Raw genomic sequence first — 17,990 nt, 5'->3', positions numbered from 1 at the left:
CGGCACGCTTTCGACGAGGTCGTGGTGACCAGCACGGTCTGGCGCAACCTGCCGCCGGCGCTGACCTTACGTCTGCCGGCGGCCGGTGGTCCGGTGACCGGCCTGGTCGGATTCCTCAGCTCGCTGCAGGGCCCGGTCCTGCTGCTGGTCGCCGGCTTGCTGCTGATTCCGGAGTCGGGGTCTCGCGATCGGATTCTTCCTGCCTGGTACGACCCTGCTGTTCGCACTGGGGTCGTGGTGACCAGCACGGTCTGGCGCAACGGCACGCTTTCGACGAGGTGCCGGTAGAAGTCGGCGATGACCTGCTCGACCAGGTCGTCCTTGTCGGCGAAGTGGTACGAGATCACCCCGCGACTGACGCCGGCCCGGCGGGCGATGGCGGCCAGCGAGGCGGCCGGGTAGCCGTTTTCGGCGATTTCCTCGACCGCGCACTGGACCATCTGGGCCCGCCGGGCCTGCTCGATGAACGTGCCGCGGTGTTGCACGGTTGCCGAAGCTACTCCTCGTCCAGTTGGAAGCCGAGATAGAGGATGATCAGCAGCGCGAAGATGACCGCCTGCAGGACCCCGACGAACAGGTCGAAGAGCTTCCAGAGGATCTCCGGCAGCCAGAACACGTAGATCGGCAGCAGCGCGATGATGCTGAGCATGATGCCGCCGGCGAACATGTTGCCGAACAGCCGCAGCGCCAGCGTGAAGGGGCGGGTCAGTTCCTCGAAGATCCAGATCGGTGCCATCCCCGGCTCGTGTCCTTTGGCGATGTCGACGGCCCAGCGCAGCACGCCTTTCTGTCTGATCGACACGACATGCACCACCACAACCGTGAACAGTCCGAGCGCGTAGGTCAGGTTCACGTCGGCGGTCGGGGCGGGCAGCAGGTGATTGGTCGGGATCACCTCCAGCCAGTTCGCCACCCAGATGAAGAAGAAGACGCTGACCGCTAGTGGCACGACGACCGGGGCCGTTTTGATGCCGATGTTCTCCCGGACCTGGTCCTGGATCTGGCCGACCACAGTCTCCCACAGCAACTGCGGCTTGGACGGCACGCCGCTGCGTGCCCGCCGGCCGATCAGCAGCCCGGACACGACGACGATCGCGCCGGCCACCAGCGTCGCGGCGATGGTGTCCAAGTTGAAGGTCATGCCCAGGAAGGTCGCCGTGACGTGCTTGCCGACCTCGATCATCCCTTTCACCTCCCGTTATACTGTCCGTACGAAAAATTGGCAGCATGGTATGAATTCTAGCAGGAGAGAATGTGTCAGACGTGTCCGCCATGATGAAATCGACCGCTAGACAAGGAGGCTTGGCATCATGGTGATCGCGAAGTTCATGGATCTCGTCGTCGATTCGGCGGATCCCGAGGTCATCGGGCAGTGCGGCGTGGTGCCGGCGATATGAGCCTCGCGAGTTTTCGTGCGCTGTGTCTGTACGCGACTGACGGTCGCGCGCTTGGCGAGTTCTGGGCGGCCGCGCTGCGCCGTCCCGCTGTCCGCCGAGGGCTTCGTCGAGCTGCCGCTCAGCGCTGAGCTGCCACCGGGCCGGTTATGGGTCAACACCGCGGCCCAGCTGCCGGCAGACCAGAACCGGGTGCGGCTGGATCTTGTCGTACCAGACTGGGATCTGAAGCCGCTGCTGATGCTGGGCGCCGAGGTGCTGGACGACCCGTCCGACCCGGACGAGCCGTGGGCACTGGCCGACCCGGAGGGCAACGAATTCTCGCTGACTGTCGTACGCCGGCGCCTGACCACCATCAGCACGGTCACCGTCGACTGCCGCGAGCCCCGGGCGCTCGCCGCCTGGTGGGCCGATTTGATCGGCGGCCAGACCGGCAGCTCACGGTCCGGAGCGCGCGCATGGGTGGGTGGCGCGCCGAGCCTGCCCTGGGAAAGCTGGTGGTTCGAGGAGGAGCCCGAGCCCGGCAACGGGCCGAACCGCTGGCACTGGGATGTCGACCTGGCGCCGGGTATCGAGCCGTCCGCCCTGGTGGCGGCCGGTGCGACCGTGCTGCGACCGGCGGCCGGTGACCAGTGGTGGACGATCATGGCCGATCCGGAGGGCAACGTGTTCTGCGCTTTCCCGCCGGACCGCTAGCGTCAGAGGGGTGACTCTTGATCTGACTGCTGACCCCATCGCATTGACCCGGGCGCTCGTGGACATCGAGTCGGTGTCCGGCAACGAGCGCGAGCTCGCCGACCAGGTCGAGGCGGCCGTGCGGGCGCTTGGCCGCTTTGAGGTGCTGCGCGACGGCCAGGCGGTGCTGGCGCGTACGAACACCGCAAGCCGCGCCGCATCCTGCTCGCCGGCCACTTGGACACCGTGCCGACCGCCGACAACGTGCCGTCCACAGTGGACGGTGATCGGATGTACGGATGCGGCACCTCGGACATGAAGTCCGGCGTCGCGCTGATGCTGCACGCGGCCGCGGTGCTGGCCGAACCGGCGTACGACCTGACGCTCGTTTTCTATGACTGCGAGGAAATCGAGTCCGATCGCGCAACGGCCTCGGGCGGATTTCTCGTACGCTCCGAGACTGGCTGGACTGCGATTTCGGGATCGTCCTGGAGCCGACCTCCGGCCAGATCGAAGGCGGCTGCCAGGGCACCTTGCGTGCAGTCGTAAGGACCACCGGCACGCGCGCGCACTCGGCTCGCTCGTGGCTCGGCTCGAACGCGATCCATGCGGCCGCCGAGATCCTGACCCGGCTGTCCGCGTACCAGCCACGGGTGGTGCCGATCGAGGGCTGCACTTATCGCGAAGGCCTGAACGCGGTCAACATCACCGGTGGCGTGGCCGGCAACATCGTGCCGGACGAGTGCGTCGTGACGGTCAACTACCGCTTCGCCCCCGACCGTGACGAGAAAGCGGCCGCCGCCCACGTCAAAGAGGTTTTCGACGGCTTCGACGTGGAAATCACCGACTCGGCGCCATCGGCCCCACCGGGCCTGTCCGCCCCGGCCGCGCAGGCCTTCGTGAGGGCGATCGGCGGCACCCCGGTGGCAAAATATGGCTGGACCGACGTGGGCCGGCTCGCCACTCTCGGCATCCCAGCCGTCAACTTCGGCCCCGGCGACCCGAACACGGCCCACAAACGCGACGAATACGTCGAGATGCCGAAGATCACCACCGCCGCCGAGGCCCTGGTGAGATTTCTCGCCGGGTAATTCCCTCGGGTGCGGCGCGAAATTGTCGTAGGTGTCTGTTTTTCTTTCCCCCTCCCTTTGAACGGGCGGGGGGTGGGTTGAGAGGTGGACTTTAATTTTTAGTTGGACATTGGTCCTCGAACCCGCCCCCCACCCGTCACTGGGTGGGGGTGATTTTTCGGGGTGGGTACGACAGTTTCGCGCCGCACCCTGTGCAGGTGGGTGGGTGGGAGCCCTTCGGGCGAAGCCTCAAGGAAGAACGGGGTCGACGGGTGGGCTGCGCCCGCCGACGGGGAGAGCGAACCAGCGTCACGTTTGTGGGGTGGTAAGACCTGGTGTGGGTGCGGCTTTTGACTGTGGGTGACCGGGTACTGGGTGGGGGTATGTCCGATTGGAACGCTGTTGCCCATTCTGGGGCCCAGGATGGGCAACAACGTTACAAACGGACATGGTGGGTGGCGATGTTCGCGGAATCTGGTTACTGGCGGTGAAAGTTGGTACCACCAGTCCCAATAAGAACGGCGGAATGCGGCTGACCGGACCAGTTCCCACATGTCGGGATTAGAGTCTCACACTCCAGGCTCAGCGTTACCCCTGCGACTCGAGTGACTCCTGAGCGCTCAACCACTCGCGAATGCAACGAAGCAGTGCGCAAAACGGACAAAACCTCGCCATGCCGTTACATCGCGCGTGGGTCGGCCTCGTCTAAACTGAGCGCTTCCAAGTTCGGCGGACGCGTACCGCGGGTGCGATGGCGGCCAGCTGATTGCCGGGGGTTTACCTGGGCTGTCTACCGTGGGGGTATGAGCGAGAACAACGGCTCCCGGCCGACCGGGCGTGGCGCGCAGCGCCAGCGTGGCCCGGTCACGCTGCGCCGGCACCACATCTCCGCCAGTACCACCGACCAGCGGCTGCTGGACAGCCGCGGTCCGACTGACTGGGTGCACACCGACCCGTGGCGGGTGTTGCGGATCCAGTCCGAGTTCGTGGAGGGCTTCGGCGCGCTGGCAGAACTGGGCAGCGCGGTCTCGGTGTTCGGTTCGGCGCGTACGCATGCCGACAGTCCCGACTACGAGATGGCCCGCCGGTTGGGCGCGGCCCTCGCGGCGGCTGGCTACGCGGTGATCACCGGCGGTGGCCCGGGCATCATGGAGGCCGCCAACCGCGGTGCCGTCGACGCCGGCGGCACGTCGGTCGGCCTCGGCATCGAGCTGCCGTTCGAACAGCACCTGAACGAATATGTCGACCTCGGCATCAACTTCCGGTATTTCTTCGCCCGCAAAACTATGTTCGTGAAATATTCGCAGGCTTTCTGTGTGCTGCCGGGCGGTTTTGGCACCATGGACGAGCTTTTCGAGGCGCTGACACTGGTTCAGACCCGCAAGGTGACCCGCTTCCCAGTCGTCCTTTTAGGACGGTCGTATTGGTCCGGTCTGATTGACTGGCTGCGGTCCACGATGCTCACTGACGGCAAGATCAACCCAGCCGACCTGGACCTGATCACCGTCACCGACGAGATCGACGAAGCCGTCCAGGTCATCGTGGATTCCGAGAAGCAGTTGGCCGGCACAGCGGACCCGCCGCCGTCCGGCGCGGACCCGACCGCCGAGCCGATCGAAGGCTAGATGCCGCCGAGCGACGACGAGCTCGAGCGCCTGTACGGGTATCCGCCGGACCGGCGCTGGCTGGCGATCAACTTCGTGTCCAGCGTCGACGGTGCGGTCGCGGTCAACGGCCGCTCGGCCGAGCTGTCCAATGCCGCCGACCGGCGGGTCTACCGGTTGGGGGCGGACCTGGCCGACGTGGTGTTGATCGGCGCCGGCACCGCGGTTGCCGAGCGCTATCGAGGCATCCGGCCGGACGAGATCGGCGTCCAGCGTCGGCGCCGCCACGGCCTGTCCGAGGTGCCGCCGGTCGCGGTGGTCACCACCGGGGTCTCGCTGCCGCCGGACGCGCTGGTCGTCACTGACGTACGAGTGCCGACGTACGTCCTCACCTGCGCGTCCGCCCCGTCCGACGTGCGCGCTGCCTGGGCAGCCGCCGGTGCCGAGGTGGTGTTGGCCGGGCAGGACAGGGTGGATCTCGCCGCCGCGTTGGCGGAGCTGGAGGGTCGCGGGCTGCGCCGGATCGCCGGCGAGGGTGGGCCGCACCTGTTCGGCTCGCTGCTGGCCGCCGGGCTGGTGGACGAGCTGCGGCTGACCGTGTCGCCCAAGCTGGTCAGCGGGGCCGCTGGCCGGATCGCGGCCGGCCCCGCCGCTCTCACCGGCACCGGTACGACTGGCCTCCACCCTGACCGATGGCGACACAGTCCTGCTCCGCTACGTCTTCGACCGCGCCCAGTCTTCTTAAGGCGGTTGCCGGCGACGACATCAGGGCCGGTGGCGGGCCGGGGGACGGGTGCCTGCGATGGTGGCCACCATCTCGACGGTCTGCCGGGTTTCCCGAACCTGGTGGGCCCGGAACATGGCGGTGCCGTGATAGGCGGCGATCGACGTGCACGCGAGCGTACCCACCACCCGGTCGTCGATCAGCGCGTCCAGCGTCTCGCCGATGAAACCCTTGTTGGAGATGGCCATCAGCACCGGCCAACCGGTGTCGACCACTTTGCGCAGGTCTCGCAGCAACCTGAGGCTGTGCATGGTGTTCTTGCCGAAGTCCAGCGCCGGGTCGATCATCAGGCCCTCGCGCGGGACGCCCTTGGCGACCGCGGTCTCGGCGAGCCGGGTGCAGTCGTCGATCACCGCGGCGACCACGTCGTCGAACTGTGGGCGGTTGACCGGATACGTACGAGCGGGCAGCCCGTCGGTGTGCGAGCAGACGTAGCCGGCGCCGAACTGCGCAGCCACGTCGATGATCTCCGGGTCGTCGGCGGCCCAGTTGTCGTTGATCAGGTCCGCGCCGGCGAGGCACGCCTGCTCGGCCACCTCGTGCCGCCAGGTGTCCACGCTGATGACGAGGTCCGGGAACTGGTCGCGGGCCCACTCGATGGTGGGCACCACTCGCTCGATCTCCATCGCGACGGTGACCTCCGGGCCGGGCCGGGCCGACACCCCGCCGATGTCGATCACGTCCGCGCCGTCCTCGATCGCCTGCTTGATGGCCTGCTGGGCGACCTCCTCGGCGAAGGTGGCGCCCCGGTCGTAGAACGAGTCGGGCGTACGGTTGATGATCGCCATGATCAGCGCACGGTCGGCCGAGACGGCACGGCCGCGCAAGGTCAGCTCCGGCATGAGGTCCTTTCAGCTGGTTCACGTCGCGCGGCATCCGCCCACAGAGCCAGCCGGGCCGGCCGGGCCAGCCCGGAAGCCAGTCGGGAGCCGGCCGGGGCCGGCGCCGATGCCATCGGCACAACCTACGGAGTCTATCGGGATCCAGCCGGTACGTACCCGGCGTCGCGGTTTCCGCGCGCCCATGGCGCGGGGCGCTCCCGCCACATGACACCATGAAACCGTGGATGAAGTGCTTATCGCGGTCCTGGTGGCTGTCGTACTGGCCGGAGTGTTGTTCGCCGGGGCGGCGTTCACCATCGGTCGGACCCCCGGCATGGCCGACCCCGCGCCGGACATGGTGCCCACCTCGCTGCCCGACGACCGGCCGGCGACCGGCGCGGACGTGCACGCGCTCCGGTTCGACGTGGTGCTGCGTGGTTACCGGATGGCCCAGGTCGACGACGCGCTGACCCGGCTCGCGTACGACATCGACGTACGGGACACCCACATCCGCGCGTTGGAGGACGAGCTCAGCCAGTTGTCCGCGAGCTATCACCGGGTTGACGAGCAGGTCAGTGACGATGCCTGAGCTGCCGGTCGGGTTGGCGCTCGGCGAAGACGGGGTGGCGCGCTGCGCCTGGGGAAACTCGACCGCCGACTATCGGGCGTACCACGACACCGAGTGGGGCCGTGAGCTGCACGGCGACGACGCGATTTTCGAGCGGCTCAGCCTGGAGGCCTTCCAGTCCGGGCTGTCGTGGCTGACTATCCTGCGCAAGCGGGAGAACTTCCGGGCCGCCTTCGCCGGCTTCTCCCTCAAAGCGGTCGCCGACTTCGGTGACGACGACGTGCAGCGGCTGCTGACGGACACCGGGATCGTCCGCAACCGGGCCAAGATCCACGCGGCGATCCGCAACGCCCGGGCCGCGCTGGACCTGGAGACCGGGCTTTCGGACCACCTCTGGTCGTACGCACCGGACCCGCGGCCACCGCGGCCCGCGTCGGTGCACGATCAGGCAACGATCAGCGCTGAGTCAGTCGCGATGGCCAAGCAGCTGAAGAAGGCTGGCTTCGCGTTTGTCGGCCCGACCACGTGCTATTCGCTGATGCAGGCGACCGGCATGCTTGACGACCACGTCGCCGGCTGCCACGTGCCGACCCGCTGATTTCAGCTACTCACCGCGAAAGTTCGGTTGGCGTTTGGCGACGAACGCGGCGACGGCCTCGGCGTGGTCGGCCGTGGCACCCGCGGTCGCCTGGCTTGCGCTTCCAGGGCGAGCGAGTCGGCGAGCGAATGGGTGGCCGAGAAAGCCAGGCTTCGCTTGATCTGCGCGTACGCGACCGTTGGCCCGGCGGCGATCCGGGCGGCGAACTGCTGCGCTGCCATAAGGACCTTGTTGTCGTCGTCCATCACCGTCGTCAGCAGCCCCAGCTCCAGCGCCTCGGCGGCCTCGACCTTGCGGGGCACCATCATCAGGTCAATGGCAATGGCCTTGGCGTAGCCGACCAGCCGCTGCAGTGTCCACGAGGCGCCGGAGTCGGCGGTCAGGCCGATGTTGGCGAATGCCATCAGGAACGACGTGGACGGTCCGCCGAGGCGGAAGTCGGCGGCGTACGCGAAAGACGCTCCGGCACCGGCCGCGCGGTGCACGGACCGCGGCGATCACCGGCTTGGGTGCCTGCGCCAGCGCGAGGGTGATCGGGTTGTAGTGGTCGGTCACTGTGGACAGTGGCGCCGGGTCCTTGGCCTCGATTAGCTGCAGGTGTTCACGCAGGTCCTGCCCGACGCAGAAGGCCCGGTCACCGGCCCCGGTGAGCACGATCGCCCGTACCGCCCGGTCCGCCGCGAGCTCGGTCAGCGCCTGCTTCAGCGCTTCCTTGAGCTCCAGGTTGAGGGCGTTCATTGCCTTGGGGCGGTTCAAAGTTACCGTCGCGACGGCCTCTGTGCGGTCGACGATCAGCGAGTCCGACACGGATTGTCCTTCCGGTGACTGCGGCGGTTGTCTGGCTCGTGGCCAGTGTCGACACTACCGGTGGAATTCGGTCCGACGCGCCGGCAATGATCCCCCGGTTTGGGACCGGCAGCCCTCATGCAGGAGAATAATGACCGTTGTCCCGTGGCCGGGCCGGCATTCCCGCAGCGTGCGCTGGCGCTGCAGGTTTCGCTGGTTGACCGCGGGCGGTTAGGGAGTGGCTGTCGTGTCGCGGCGGCCACCGGTCGAGGGGAGTTTCGACATGGCGGCCATGAAGCCGCGGACGGGTGACGGTCCGCTCGAGGTCACCAAGGAGGGGCGCGGCATCGTGATGCGCGTTCCGCTGGAAGGGGGCGGACGACTTGTCGTCGAGATGTCGGCCGACGAGGCGACCGACCTTGGTGAGGCACTGAAGAACGTCACCGGCTGAGACCGGTGCTGAATAGGCCCCGGCGACGCTCGCCGGGGCCTGTTCCGTGCCTGGGGAACGGGTTCAGGCCTTGTCATCCAGCCAGCCGAGGCCCGTACGGGTGACGTAACTCCAGACGCCGAACTGTTCGCCGTACCCGCGCCGCACGTCATCCGCGGTCCGCTCGTCGCCGTACACCGTGGCGACCGTGTCCGCGAACTGCCGCATCTGGATCGGCGGCCCGATCGGACGACCCACACCCGCAGTCCGATGGCGCTCGCGGTGAACTCGCCGATCCCGTGGATCCGTAGCAGCGCGGCGTGCACCTCGTCGGTCGGCGCTTCCCGTAACCACGCCTCGCCGAGGTCGGTCACCCCGGCGATGGCGGCGGTCAGCCGCTCGGCTTGCTGGTCGTTCGCCGCATACGCCCGGAGCTCGCTGGCCGGCCGCCCGGCCAGGTTCTCCAGCGTCGGGAACGCGACGTGCTCGACCCCGTCGAGTGCCAGCCGCGGTCCGTACGCGACCGCCAGCCGTCTCTTGCGGCCAGCGGCCACCGCCTGCGAGGTCCGGTGGGTCAGCAGGAAATAACACACCCCCTCGGCCAGGCTGGCGAACCGCACTTGATGCAACCCCCGGGTGACCCGCAGGATGTCCGCCATCGGCGGATCCTTTTCGGCGATCGCGAGGAACGGCGTCGGGTCGTCGTCCAGCGACAGCCAGTCGGCGACGGTGCGGTGCACCCCGTCCAGCTCGCTCTCCTGGGCGCCGTGAACGGCCACCCGCACGCCCGTCCGCGACGGCGCCACCTCCACCACGACCGCGTGATCCGCGGCGCCCCGCCGCACCGCGAACGCCTTGCGCACCGTGTCGTCCACGACGAGCTGCTCGCCGGCCGCCGGCCGGAAATACGCCATCGCGCGCAGCGACTTGCGCAGGTCGAACGGCTGCTTCGCGGACAGGTCAACGGTCATGCCCTACATCATGGCCGTCCCGTACGACAACGCTCGCCCGCTGTGGCTCGCCGCCTCTCGCCGAGTGGCTCGAAAACCGTGTCAGTCGCCGGCCGCCACCGAAAACGTGACTTTGGACGCCGACCGCGACTCTCGCCGGGCGGGACTAGAACTGTGGCCCACCCGGACGTTCGCCCGATAAGTCCTTGCGTCCAGTGGCGGAGAATCTCCGTCTTTCAGCGGTGAGCGCCGGGATTTCTCCGTCCCTCACGAGGTGCGCCGGCGGTCGCCGGTCGGCGGCGTCCATGACGTGACTCACGAGGCACCGTAGGGCCCAGGAGTCACAACAGGCACCGTCAGCCGCCCGGTGCGGAACAATGTCCCGCAATCGACACCGAGCGCATGACAAAGTCCCACAGTCAGCATTCCGCAGGCCGATCCCGCGCCAGCCACCGACAAATCTGCCGCACCCGTCCAGCGGATGCGGCGCAAAACTGTCGTACCCACCCCGAAAAATCACCCCCACCCAAAACGGGTGGGGGGCGGGTAAGAGGAAAACTGACAACTAAAAATTAGTACGTCTGCCTCACACCCACCCCCCCGCCCGTTCACTGGGTGGGGGCCTAGAAAACAGCCTGGGTACGACAATTTTGCGCCGCTACGGCGTGTCGCTGATGCCCGGACTCCGGAGCTGGCGAACACTCACCGTCACGTGATGAGGAGATTCCGCTCACCCGCTGCGATATTCGTTGTTGATCTTCGTTACTTCGCCTACCCAAAACGGACATGAGACCGAATTGTCGGGTTTGGGTGGGCAAAGTAACGAAGATCAACAACTTCAAGGCCCCGGCGCGGTGAAAATTTCACGCGGGCGCGTCCTCAAACCCACCCCCCACCCAAATCAGGGAGGGGGCTAGAAAACAGCATCGGTACGACAGTTTCGAGCCGCAGTGGGTCTATCGGAGTAGGGATTTGTAAACGGCGAGGGTTTGGTCGGCGATGATGTGCCAGCCGAATTCGCGGATGGCGCGGTCGCGGCCGGCGGCGCCCATTTCCTTGGCGCGGGTCGGGTCGTCCAGGAGGGTGTTGATGGCGGCGGCGAGCTCGCTCTCGTACGACGGGATGTCGGTGTTGTCGTAGTGCACCAACAGTCCGGTCTTCTCGTGGGCGACGACCTCCGGGATGCCGCCTACGTCGCTCGCGACGACAGCGGTGCCGCAGGAGGCGGCTTCCAGGTTGACGATGCCCAGTGGTTCGTAAATCGACGGGCACACGAAGGCGGTGGCGTGGGACAGCAGCCGTACGAGCTCCGCTCGGCCGTGGCAGCATTTCCTGGTGCCAGATCACACCGCCGCCGCGCGCGCGCGGGCGGTCAGCGAGTCCACTTCGGACCGTACTTCGGCGGCGATCTCGGCGGTGTCCGGCGCGGAGGCGCACAGCACGATCTGGACGCCCGGACGAAGCTGGTGGCAGGCCGCGAGCAGGTGCGGCAGGCCCTTCTGGCGGGTGATCCGGCCGACGTAGATGACGTACGGCAGGTCCGGGTCCACGCCTAGCGCGCGTACGCCCTCAGGATTGTCGTCAGGGGCGTAGAAATCCGTGTCGACGCCGTTGTGGATGACGTGGATGCGCTCCGGTTTCACCTCCGGGTACGCCCCGCGGATGTCGCCGGCCATCCCGGCGCTGACGGCTATCACCGCGTCGGCGGCGGTGAACGCCACCCGCTCGGCCCAGCTGGACAGCGCGTACCCGCCGCCGAGTTGCTCCGCCTTCCACGGCCGGGACGGTTCCAGCGAGTGCGCGGTCACCACATGGGGGATGTCGTGCAGCAGGGCCGTCACGTGACCGGCGAGGCCTGTGTACCAGGTGTGCGAATGCACCAGATCGGTGGATTTGTCCACTGCTGCGGCCATCAGCATGTCCGTGCCCAGTGTCCGCAGTGCCGGGTTGGCGTCCAGCAGCTCGGCCGGTGGCCGGTGCGCGGTGGCGCCTTCCCGGTCCGGGCCCAGGCAGTGCACGTCGACATCGATCATCCGGGCCAGCTCGCGGACCAGGAAGTCCACGTGCACCCCGGCGCCGCCGTAAATGGTCGGCGGATATTCGTTGGTCAGCAATGCCAGCCGCATGGGGATCACACTAGGGTGCATTGCGTGGGCAACGGACAGTCGGTGTTGGGAATTGTGCTCGCGGGCGGCGAGGGGAAGCGGCTGATGCCGCTGACCGCGGACCGCGCGAAACCCGCTGTCCCGTTCGGCGGGCAATACCGGTTGGTCGACTTTGTGTTGTCCAACCTGGTCAATGCCGGTTTTCGGCGGATTTGCGTGCTGACCCAATACAAGTCGCACTCGCTGGACCGGCACATCACCCAGACCTGGCGGATGACCACGCTGCTCGGCGACTACGTCACACCCGTACCAGCGCAACAGCGGCTCGGCCCGCGCTGGTACACCGGCTCGGCGGACGCGATCTACCAGTCGCTGAATCTGGTGTACGACGAGAATCCGGACCATATTGTGGTTTTCGGCGCCGACCACGTCTACCGGATGGATCCGCGGCAGATGGTCGACGCGCACATCGAGTCCGGCGCCGGCGTGACCGTCGCCGGCATCCGGGTGCCCCGCGACCAGGCCAGCGAGTTCGGGGTCATCGACACCGCGCCCGACGGCCGTACGATCATCGGCTTCCTGGAGAAGCCGGCCGATCCGCCCGGTCTGCCGGACGACCCGAACAGCACTTTCGCGTCGATGGGCAACTACGTCTTTCGTACGGACGCGTTGCTGGAGGCCCTGCGGGCCGACGCCGCCGATCCGGGCTCGGCGCACGACATGGGCGCGAACATCATTCCGATGATGGTCCGCAAATCCGACGCCGAGGTCTACGACTTCGACCACAACGAGGTGCCCGGGGCGACCAGCCGGGACCGCGGCTACTGGCGCGATGTCGGCACCCTGGACTCGTATTACGAGGCGCATCTGGACCTGGTGTCGGTGCACCCGATTTTCAATCTCTACAACCGGCAGTGGCCGATCCTGACCAACCCGCCGCAACTGCCGCCGGCCAAGTTCGTGCTGTCCGGGACGGCCGCCGAGTCGATCGTGTCGACCGGCTGCATCATCCACGGGACGGTACGCAATTCGGTGCTCTCACCCGACGTACACGTCGCGGACGGCGCGACCGTGGACGACTCGGTTCTGATGCCGGGCGTACGCATCGGGCCGGGCGCTGTGGTGCGACGGTCCATTGTGGACAAGAATGTGTTGGTGCCACCGGGCGCCACTCTCGGGGTGGACCTGGCAACGGACCGGACCCGGCCCGGGTCACCGAGTCGGGCATCGTGGTGTTGGGGAAAGGGGAACGAGTCGAGCCGTGAGGCTGCCGTACGACTCTCTCAGTGTGGGCACCCGCAGTGTCCGGTTCGGGCTCATCTGCGCGGGCGTGGCCGCCGCCATCGTGGTCCTGGAATTCCTCCGGCTGGCGACCAGCGGCAGCTCGACCGACATGATGGTCACTCTCGTCGACGGATTCCTTTGCGGGATCTCGGCGGCGCTGTCGCTGCTCGGTCTGGTGCTGATCGGCTATGGCATGTTCCGGGGCGCCCCGCGCCGGCCGGCGATCATCGGGTTGCTGCTGTGCTGGCTGGTACTGACCGGCCTGCTCGGCTTCCTGCTCGCCACCTGACCCGTCAGGCGCGGTGGCCGAGCGTGGCGACCAGCAATCCGTCGCCGACCGGCAGCAGCGCGGCGGCGAGCCGGTCGTCGTCGCGGACCGCGGCCGCGATGCCGCGCATGGCGACCGCCTCCACGTCCCGGGCACCGACATCGGCCGTACGCCCATCGGCCAGCGCGTTGTTGATCGCCAGCACTCCGCCGGCGCGCAGCAAGCGCAGTGCCTGGTTCAGGTATTCCGGGTAGCTGGTCGGATCCGCGTCCACGAACACCATGTCGTACGAGCTGTCCGCGAGTCGCGGCAGCACCTCGGTGGCGCGCCCGTTGATCAGCCGGAACCGGCCCGGCGGGATGCCCGCGTCGGCGAACGTCTGGCGGGCCAGCTGCTGATGCTCGGATTCGGTGTCGATGCTGGTCAACACCCCGCCAACGGCGAGGCTGCGGAGCAGCCACAGCCCGCTGACGCCGGTCCCGGTGCCCACCTCGACCACCGCCCGCGCCGCGACCGTGGTGGCGAACAGCCGCAACGTCGCCCCGGCCCCGGGCCCGACCGCCCGGCAGCCCACCTCGGCGGCCCTGCCGCGAGCCGCGCCCAGCACCGCGTCCTCGCCGACGAAACCCTCGACGAAGTCGATGCTGTCGGCGATCGTGGTGACCGACTGCACCCAACCGGCGATGGCACACCTCCCGCGTCCTGTCGCTGGCCGCGGAAAGTCGCGGCTGAGCTGCCCGAGCCTATTAGAGGCAACCCACCACCGCTGCGGCGCGTCTAGGTCCTGTCTGGTTATTGCGGTGGGATGAGAGTCGAGATTCAGGAGTTGGCTGGTGGTGCCGCGGGGAAGCCTTCATAGCAGCGCTATGGGGGCTTTTCCGCGGTGCCGCCAGGCGGCTCTTGGGCTCGGCTATCGCCCGCCGCAATAACCAGACAGGGCCAAGGTGGTGAGGCGCGTTCGACGAAGCAACGAGGGTGATCGCGCGTGGAGAGATATAAGACGATGCAGAAGGGGGAACGGTTGCCGTGGAATTCACGCTACCGGGAACGCTGTGGGGCTCCCGGCCGTTCGTGCACTTGAGAGGGAATGAGATCGGCCATGGGTGGGATAGGTGACCCGCCTCGGGGATGATGTCTACAGCGGAGGGACGGTGCACGATGAATGCGACCGTAAGCCTCGGCTGGAAGGGGTACGCCGTGCCCGACGCGTTCCCGGGTGAGCACCGCAGTGCCCTGGACGGCTGGAAACCGCCGACCTGGGACGAGATCGTCCGCGAGCACTCGACTCGGGTTTACCGGCTGGCCTATCGGCTGACCGGCAACCGGCACGACGCCGAAGACCTGACCCAGGACGTGTTCGTCCGGGTGTTCCGGTCGCTGGACGGCTTCTCGCCGGGCACCTTCGCCGGGTGGCTGCACCGCATCACCACCAACCTGTTCCTCGACCAGGTGCGCCGCAAGGCCCGCATCCGGTTCTCCGCGCTGCCCGACGATGCCGAAAGGCTGGCCGGCTCCACGCGGACCCCGGAGGAGACCTTCGCCGACGACCGGTTCGACGACGACGACGTGCAGGCCGCGCTGGATTCCCTCTCACCGGATTTTCGGGTCGCTGTCGTGCTTTGCGATGTCGAAGGTCTGTCGTACGAAGAGGTCGCCGCGACGCTCGGCATCAAGATCGGTACGGTCCGCAGCCGGATCCACCGTGGCCGCGCGGCGTTGCGTTCAGCGCTCGAGCACCGCACCCCGCGCCGGTTGCGCGCGGTCGGCAATCGGGATGATGGGGCGGTGGAGGGCAGGACGTGAGCATCGGAAGCGGCGCGTACGTACGCGTCCGCCGGCCAGGCTCCACAGGTGACGTGACGGGGACCGAGCTCAGCATCTTTGGGGGCGAGCTGTGAGTTCCCCGGCTTCCGAGCGGCATTTGGGCGAGCTGGCCGCGGCTGTCACCGACGGCGTGCTGGGCCATCAGGCCCGCGAGCGTGCCCTCGTGCACCTGGCCGGTTGTCCGGCCTGCCGTGCCGAGGTGGAGGCGCAGCGCCGGTTGAAGCTGATGCTGTCGGGCCTCGGCGGCCCGGAGGCGCCGATGAGCCTCGCGGACCGGCTTCGGGCCATCCCGGACGCGAGTCCGAACCACGACAACAATGACGACGACGACTCCGGCTACGGCGGCCCCGCCGGCCTGTCGTTGCCGCAGGTACGCATGCAGGCCAGCTTCCGCGACACCGGCACCGGCCGGCCGTCCCGAGGCCCGCGCAGCTCGCGCCGACACACTGTCATCGTGGGCGCCACCGGCGGGTTCGCCGCTTTCGCCGTCAGCCTCGGGGTGGTCGCGATCGCCGGCGCGCCCGAGCAGACCGAGATGGTCCGCCCACCGGTGATGGCGTACACGGTCGAGCACAGCCGCAGCGCGGGACTCCTGCCTGGCGGTGACCCCGCCCTCAACCTCGATCCCGCGGCCTTCGACAGTCGCGGCGGTCGGTAGGGCGTTGCTCCCGCGCCGGCTCAAAGCGGAGCCCCGGACCAGAACGGCAGCGCCCTGGAGTGGTGCGCGCCGGGTGGCGGTCGCCATCAGCGCGGGTGTGGTGGGCGCTGCTGTGTGCGCCGCGTTCGTGTACGCGGCAGGGCCCGGCCGAGACCCGGACGACCAGCTCGTCGACCCAGGCTCAATCGACCGTACGCAGCGCGCGTTGAGCGCCGCGGAACAGCCGGCCATGCAGCTGCTGCAGCGTGCCGTGGACGCCAGCCGAGACGTTTTCTACGCTGGTACGAAAGTGCTGACCTCGCCCACTTCCAGCGCGTACGTCGACATCTGGCACGTGCCGGGCCGGGGCACCACCAGCAAGGTCGAGTCGGGCTCGCTGGACTCCGACACGCCCAGCGGCCAACTGGAGGGTGACCCGGTCGACGACGGCCTGGACGACCTGGTGCTGGCGACCCTGACGCACGGCTATTCGCTCGCCGTGATGGGTGACGCGGACTGCGTCGGCCGGTCCACCAGCGTGGTGGAGGCGCGGTCGCTGAGCACTCATCAGCTGGCCGCGAAGCTCTGGCTGGACGACGCGACCGGGTTACTGCTTCGCCGACAGCTCTTCGACGACGCCGGCCACATCGTCCGCAGCACGTCGTACGTCGACATCAAGGTCGGCTCGGCGGCCGCCCGGAACCCGGACTCGGCCAACCCGCCGTCGCCGGACGGCGGCAGCCCACCGGTCGGCAAGAAGACCACCGCGCCGGCGATGACCGTGCCGGCGGCGAAGTTGCTGACCGACGCGCAGGTCTCCCAGCTGCGTGCGCAGGGCTGGCCGCTGCCCGACGTGCTGCCCGGCGGGATGCAGCGCTACGAGGCGTACGAGCTGACCGACGCCAGCGGCCCGGTCATCCAGCTGAGCTTCTCCAACGGGCTGTTCTCGTCGTCCCTGTTCGTCCAGCACGGCCAGCTCGATGTCCGGAACCTGCGCGGCGTGCATCCCGAGCAGCTCGGCGACGCGAGCGTTTACGCCAGTTCCGGGCTCTACCGGACACTTACCTGGGCGGGAGGTGACACCGTCTATACCCTGGTGTCGGACGCCCCGGCGTCGGTCGCGGACAGTGCGGTCACCGCGCTCCCGCACCGCGCGCCCGACACGAGCGTGCTCGGTCGGATCGGCCGTGGCATCGCCCGGGTGGCATCCTGGGTGAACCCGTTCGACTGACCGGTCGGCGGCAGGGTTGGCGGGGGTTCGGCACATCGTCGTGCGCTTCCACGTTTGCTTGGTTGGGGTTGAGTTGTGACGCAGGAGGTGGGCCTCGGTGCCTGACGAGAGTCGGCCAGACGGCACCGACGAGGCCGGTGCGCAGTCCTCAGGTGCACAGTTCTCGGGTGCACAGTCGTCCGCCTGGGCTTCCCCGAACACCGTGACGACGCCAGTCCCGCCGGCTCAGAGTGCCGCCGGGCCTTCCCCGTACGCACCGGCAGCGGCTCGCTTCGGCGGCGGTCCACCGGCGTACGGGACGAGCACCGAGCAGTCGCCCTGGTGGGTGCCGGACGCGCAGCGTGACCCGTGGCGGGACCCCGGCTCGGCGCCGGCGTGGTTGCCGCCACCGTCTCCGGCCGCCGCGGCGCCGGCACCGGCGGTCGTCGACGAGCCGCGGCTCGTACGCAGGATCGGCTTTCGGCGCGATGGCGGTGCTGTCCGTCGTGGTGGCGGTGCTGGCCGGCTCACTGGGCGGCGCCCTGGGATACGCGGTGGCCTCCCGCAACGGCGGTGCAGACGGCGGTGGGCGGCCTCGGCGGCAGCAACGGCTCGACGCCGGCGGTGGCCAACCGGGCGCCCGGCTCGGTCGCCGCGATCGCCCAGCAGGTCCAGCCGGCGGTGGTGTCGATCGAGATCCACGGCCAGAACGAGCAGGGCAACGGCTCGGGTTTCGTGGTCCGCCAGGACGGCTACATCATCACCAACAACCACGTGGCCGAGCCGGCCGCGAACGGCGGCAGTCTGAAGGCGGTCTTCTCGGACGGGAGCAGCCTGGACGCGAGCATCGTCGGCCGTGACCCCAACTCCGACATCGCCGTGCTGAAGGTCGGCAAGTCGGGCCTGGCCACCCTGCCATTCGGTGACTCCGACAAGGTCGTGGTCGGCGATCCCGATCGGTGATCGCCTTCGGATCCCCGCT

19 protein-coding genes and 5 pseudogenes are annotated in these 17,990 nt (G+C 68.4%); 15 read left to right on the top strand and 9 right to left on the bottom strand.

The genetic code is table 11. From position 1 onward, the window contains the following. Nucleotides 1-485: TetR/AcrR family transcriptional regulator (locus GNX96_RS60590; protein ID WP_279583347.1), on the bottom strand; the 485-nt coding region annotated here is incomplete at its 3' end. Between the two features lie 11 nt (nucleotides 486-496). Beyond that, entirely contained in the window at nucleotides 497-1,183 is a 687-nt protein-coding gene (gene atpB, locus GNX96_RS46680) for a F0F1 ATP synthase subunit A (RefSeq protein ID WP_163573806.1), read from the bottom strand. A 265-nt stretch (nucleotides 1,184-1,448) separates the two neighbouring features. Between atpB and GNX96_RS46675 the strand changes: the two genes are divergently transcribed. The 4 genes and pseudogenes from GNX96_RS46675 to GNX96_RS46660 form a co-directional block, all read left to right on the top strand. Further along, on the top strand, nucleotides 1,449-2,090 hold the full coding sequence (locus tag GNX96_RS46675; RefSeq protein WP_163573805.1) for a VOC family protein: 642 nt from the start codon (nucleotides 1,449-1,451) through the stop codon (nucleotides 2,088-2,090). A 10-nt stretch (nucleotides 2,091-2,100) separates the two neighbouring features. After that, nucleotides 2,101-3,160 (top strand): annotated as a pseudogene (gene dapE / locus GNX96_RS46670) (succinyl-diaminopimelate desuccinylase). A gap of 782 nt (nucleotides 3,161-3,942) precedes the next feature. Beyond that, nucleotides 3,943-4,764, top strand: a complete 822-nt coding sequence (locus tag GNX96_RS46665; protein WP_163573804.1) for a TIGR00730 family Rossman fold protein — start codon at nucleotides 3,943-3,945, stop codon at nucleotides 4,762-4,764. Beyond that, nucleotides 4,765-5,331: pseudogene (locus GNX96_RS46660) on the top strand (dihydrofolate reductase family protein); the annotation flags it as partial. A gap of 177 nt (nucleotides 5,332-5,508) precedes the next feature. Here GNX96_RS46660 and folP read toward each other — a convergent pair. Continuing rightward, nucleotides 5,509-6,369 carry a dihydropteroate synthase gene (folP, locus tag GNX96_RS46655; RefSeq protein ID WP_163573803.1) on the bottom strand — a complete coding sequence of 287 codons (861 nt, stop codon included), beginning with the start codon at nucleotides 6,367-6,369 and terminating at the stop codon, nucleotides 5,509-5,511. 220 nt (nucleotides 6,370-6,589) lie between these two features. Here folP and GNX96_RS46650 point away from each other — a divergent pair, with 220 nt between their 5' ends. Continuing rightward, the gene (locus tag GNX96_RS46650) at nucleotides 6,590-6,937 is read left to right on the top strand and encodes a DivIVA domain-containing protein (RefSeq protein ID WP_163573802.1); all 348 of its coding nucleotides are present in this window, start codon (nucleotides 6,590-6,592) and stop codon (nucleotides 6,935-6,937) included. Continuing rightward, on the top strand, nucleotides 6,930-7,514 hold the full coding sequence (locus GNX96_RS46645) for a DNA-3-methyladenine glycosylase I (RefSeq protein WP_163573801.1): 585 nt from the start codon (nucleotides 6,930-6,932) through the stop codon (nucleotides 7,512-7,514). Before GNX96_RS46650 ends, GNX96_RS46645 begins: the two co-directional genes overlap by 8 nt. 2 nt (nucleotides 7,515-7,516) lie before the next feature. Here GNX96_RS46645 and GNX96_RS60585 read toward each other — a convergent pair whose 3' ends face one another. Next, nucleotides 7,517-7,999: an enoyl-CoA hydratase-related protein gene (locus GNX96_RS60585; protein ID WP_279583346.1), complete on the bottom strand. Its 483-nt coding sequence runs from the start codon at nucleotides 7,997-7,999 to the stop codon at nucleotides 7,517-7,519. A gap of 10 nt (nucleotides 8,000-8,009) precedes the next feature. After that, nucleotides 8,010-8,321: pseudogene (locus GNX96_RS60580) on the bottom strand (enoyl-CoA hydratase/isomerase family protein); the annotation flags it as partial. A 262-nt stretch (nucleotides 8,322-8,583) separates the two neighbouring features. Between GNX96_RS60580 and GNX96_RS46635 the strand changes: the two are divergent. Further along, nucleotides 8,584-8,751 carry a DUF3117 domain-containing protein gene (locus tag GNX96_RS46635; protein ID WP_163573807.1) on the top strand — a complete coding sequence of 56 codons (168 nt, stop codon included), beginning with the start codon at nucleotides 8,584-8,586 and terminating at the stop codon, nucleotides 8,749-8,751. A 63-nt stretch (nucleotides 8,752-8,814) separates the two neighbouring features. Here the strand turns inward: GNX96_RS46635 and GNX96_RS46630 are convergent, their stop codons facing one another. Continuing rightward, entirely contained in the window at nucleotides 8,815-8,988 is a 174-nt protein-coding gene (locus GNX96_RS46630) for a hypothetical protein (protein WP_163573800.1), read from the bottom strand. A 12-nt stretch (nucleotides 8,989-9,000) separates the two neighbouring features. On the opposite strand from GNX96_RS46630, the gene GNX96_RS46625 reads away from it, so the two are divergent. Next, on the top strand, nucleotides 9,001-9,318 hold the full coding sequence (locus GNX96_RS46625) for a hypothetical protein (protein ID WP_279583345.1): 318 nt from the start codon (nucleotides 9,001-9,003) through the stop codon (nucleotides 9,316-9,318). Nucleotides 9,319-9,585: 267 nt separating this feature from the next. Further along, the gene (locus GNX96_RS46620) at nucleotides 9,586-9,882 is read left to right on the top strand and encodes a hypothetical protein (protein WP_163573798.1); all 297 of its coding nucleotides are present in this window, start codon (nucleotides 9,586-9,588) and stop codon (nucleotides 9,880-9,882) included. Between the two features lie 754 nt (nucleotides 9,883-10,636). Here the strand turns inward: GNX96_RS46620 and glgA are convergent. After that, nucleotides 10,637-11,806 (bottom strand): annotated as a pseudogene (gene glgA, locus GNX96_RS46615) (glycogen synthase). An 84-nt stretch (nucleotides 11,807-11,890) separates the two neighbouring features. Here glgA and glgC point away from each other — a divergent pair. Beyond that, a pseudogene (gene glgC, locus GNX96_RS46610) lies at nucleotides 11,891-13,050 on the top strand (glucose-1-phosphate adenylyltransferase). After that, nucleotides 13,047-13,358 carry a hypothetical protein gene (locus GNX96_RS46605; protein ID WP_163573797.1) on the top strand — a complete coding sequence of 104 codons (312 nt, stop codon included), beginning with the start codon at nucleotides 13,047-13,049 and terminating at the stop codon, nucleotides 13,356-13,358. Before glgC ends, GNX96_RS46605 begins: the two are co-directional and overlap by 4 nt. Before the next feature lie 4 nt (nucleotides 13,359-13,362). Here the strand turns inward: GNX96_RS46605 and GNX96_RS46600 are convergent, their stop codons facing one another. Further along, nucleotides 13,363-14,010 (bottom strand): O-methyltransferase, encoded by a 648-nt coding sequence (locus tag GNX96_RS46600; protein ID WP_163573796.1) that lies wholly within the window; start codon nucleotides 14,008-14,010, stop codon nucleotides 13,363-13,365. 485 nt (nucleotides 14,011-14,495) lie between these two features. Between GNX96_RS46600 and sigE the strand changes: the two genes are divergently transcribed. From sigE to GNX96_RS46585, 3 genes are all read left to right on the top strand, one after another. Further along, the gene (gene sigE / locus GNX96_RS46595) at nucleotides 14,496-15,140 is read left to right on the top strand and encodes an RNA polymerase sigma factor SigE (protein WP_279583344.1); all 645 of its coding nucleotides are present in this window, start codon (nucleotides 14,496-14,498) and stop codon (nucleotides 15,138-15,140) included. Between the two features lie 91 nt (nucleotides 15,141-15,231). After that, nucleotides 15,232-15,819, top strand: a complete 588-nt coding sequence (locus tag GNX96_RS46590; protein WP_163573794.1) for an anti-sigma factor family protein — start codon at nucleotides 15,232-15,234, stop codon at nucleotides 15,817-15,819. Nucleotides 15,820-15,892: 73 nt separating this feature from the next. Continuing rightward, complete coding sequence (locus tag GNX96_RS46585; RefSeq protein ID WP_163573793.1) at nucleotides 15,893-17,029, top strand: sigma-E factor regulatory protein RseB domain-containing protein; 1,137 nt, start codon at nucleotides 15,893-15,895, stop codon at nucleotides 17,027-17,029. Between the two features lie 225 nt (nucleotides 17,030-17,254). Here GNX96_RS46585 and GNX96_RS46580 read toward each other — a convergent pair whose 3' ends face one another. Continuing rightward, nucleotides 17,255-17,539: a hypothetical protein gene (locus GNX96_RS46580; RefSeq protein ID WP_163573792.1), complete on the bottom strand. Its 285-nt coding sequence runs from the start codon at nucleotides 17,537-17,539 to the stop codon at nucleotides 17,255-17,257. A 42-nt stretch (nucleotides 17,540-17,581) separates the two neighbouring features. Between GNX96_RS46580 and GNX96_RS46575 the strand changes: the two genes are divergently transcribed. Then, entirely contained in the window at nucleotides 17,582-17,971 is a 390-nt protein-coding gene (locus GNX96_RS46575) for a S1C family serine protease (protein WP_163573791.1), read from the top strand. Nucleotides 17,972-17,990: the final 19 nt, after the last annotated feature.

The sequence above is a fragment of the Fodinicola feengrottensis genome (genome assembly GCF_010993775.1).
GTDB lineage: Bacteria > Actinomycetota > Actinomycetes > Mycobacteriales > HKI-0501 > Fodinicola > Fodinicola feengrottensis.
Note: the sequence above shows the minus strand (reverse complement) of the source record. Positions and strands in the feature narration are given on the sequence as shown.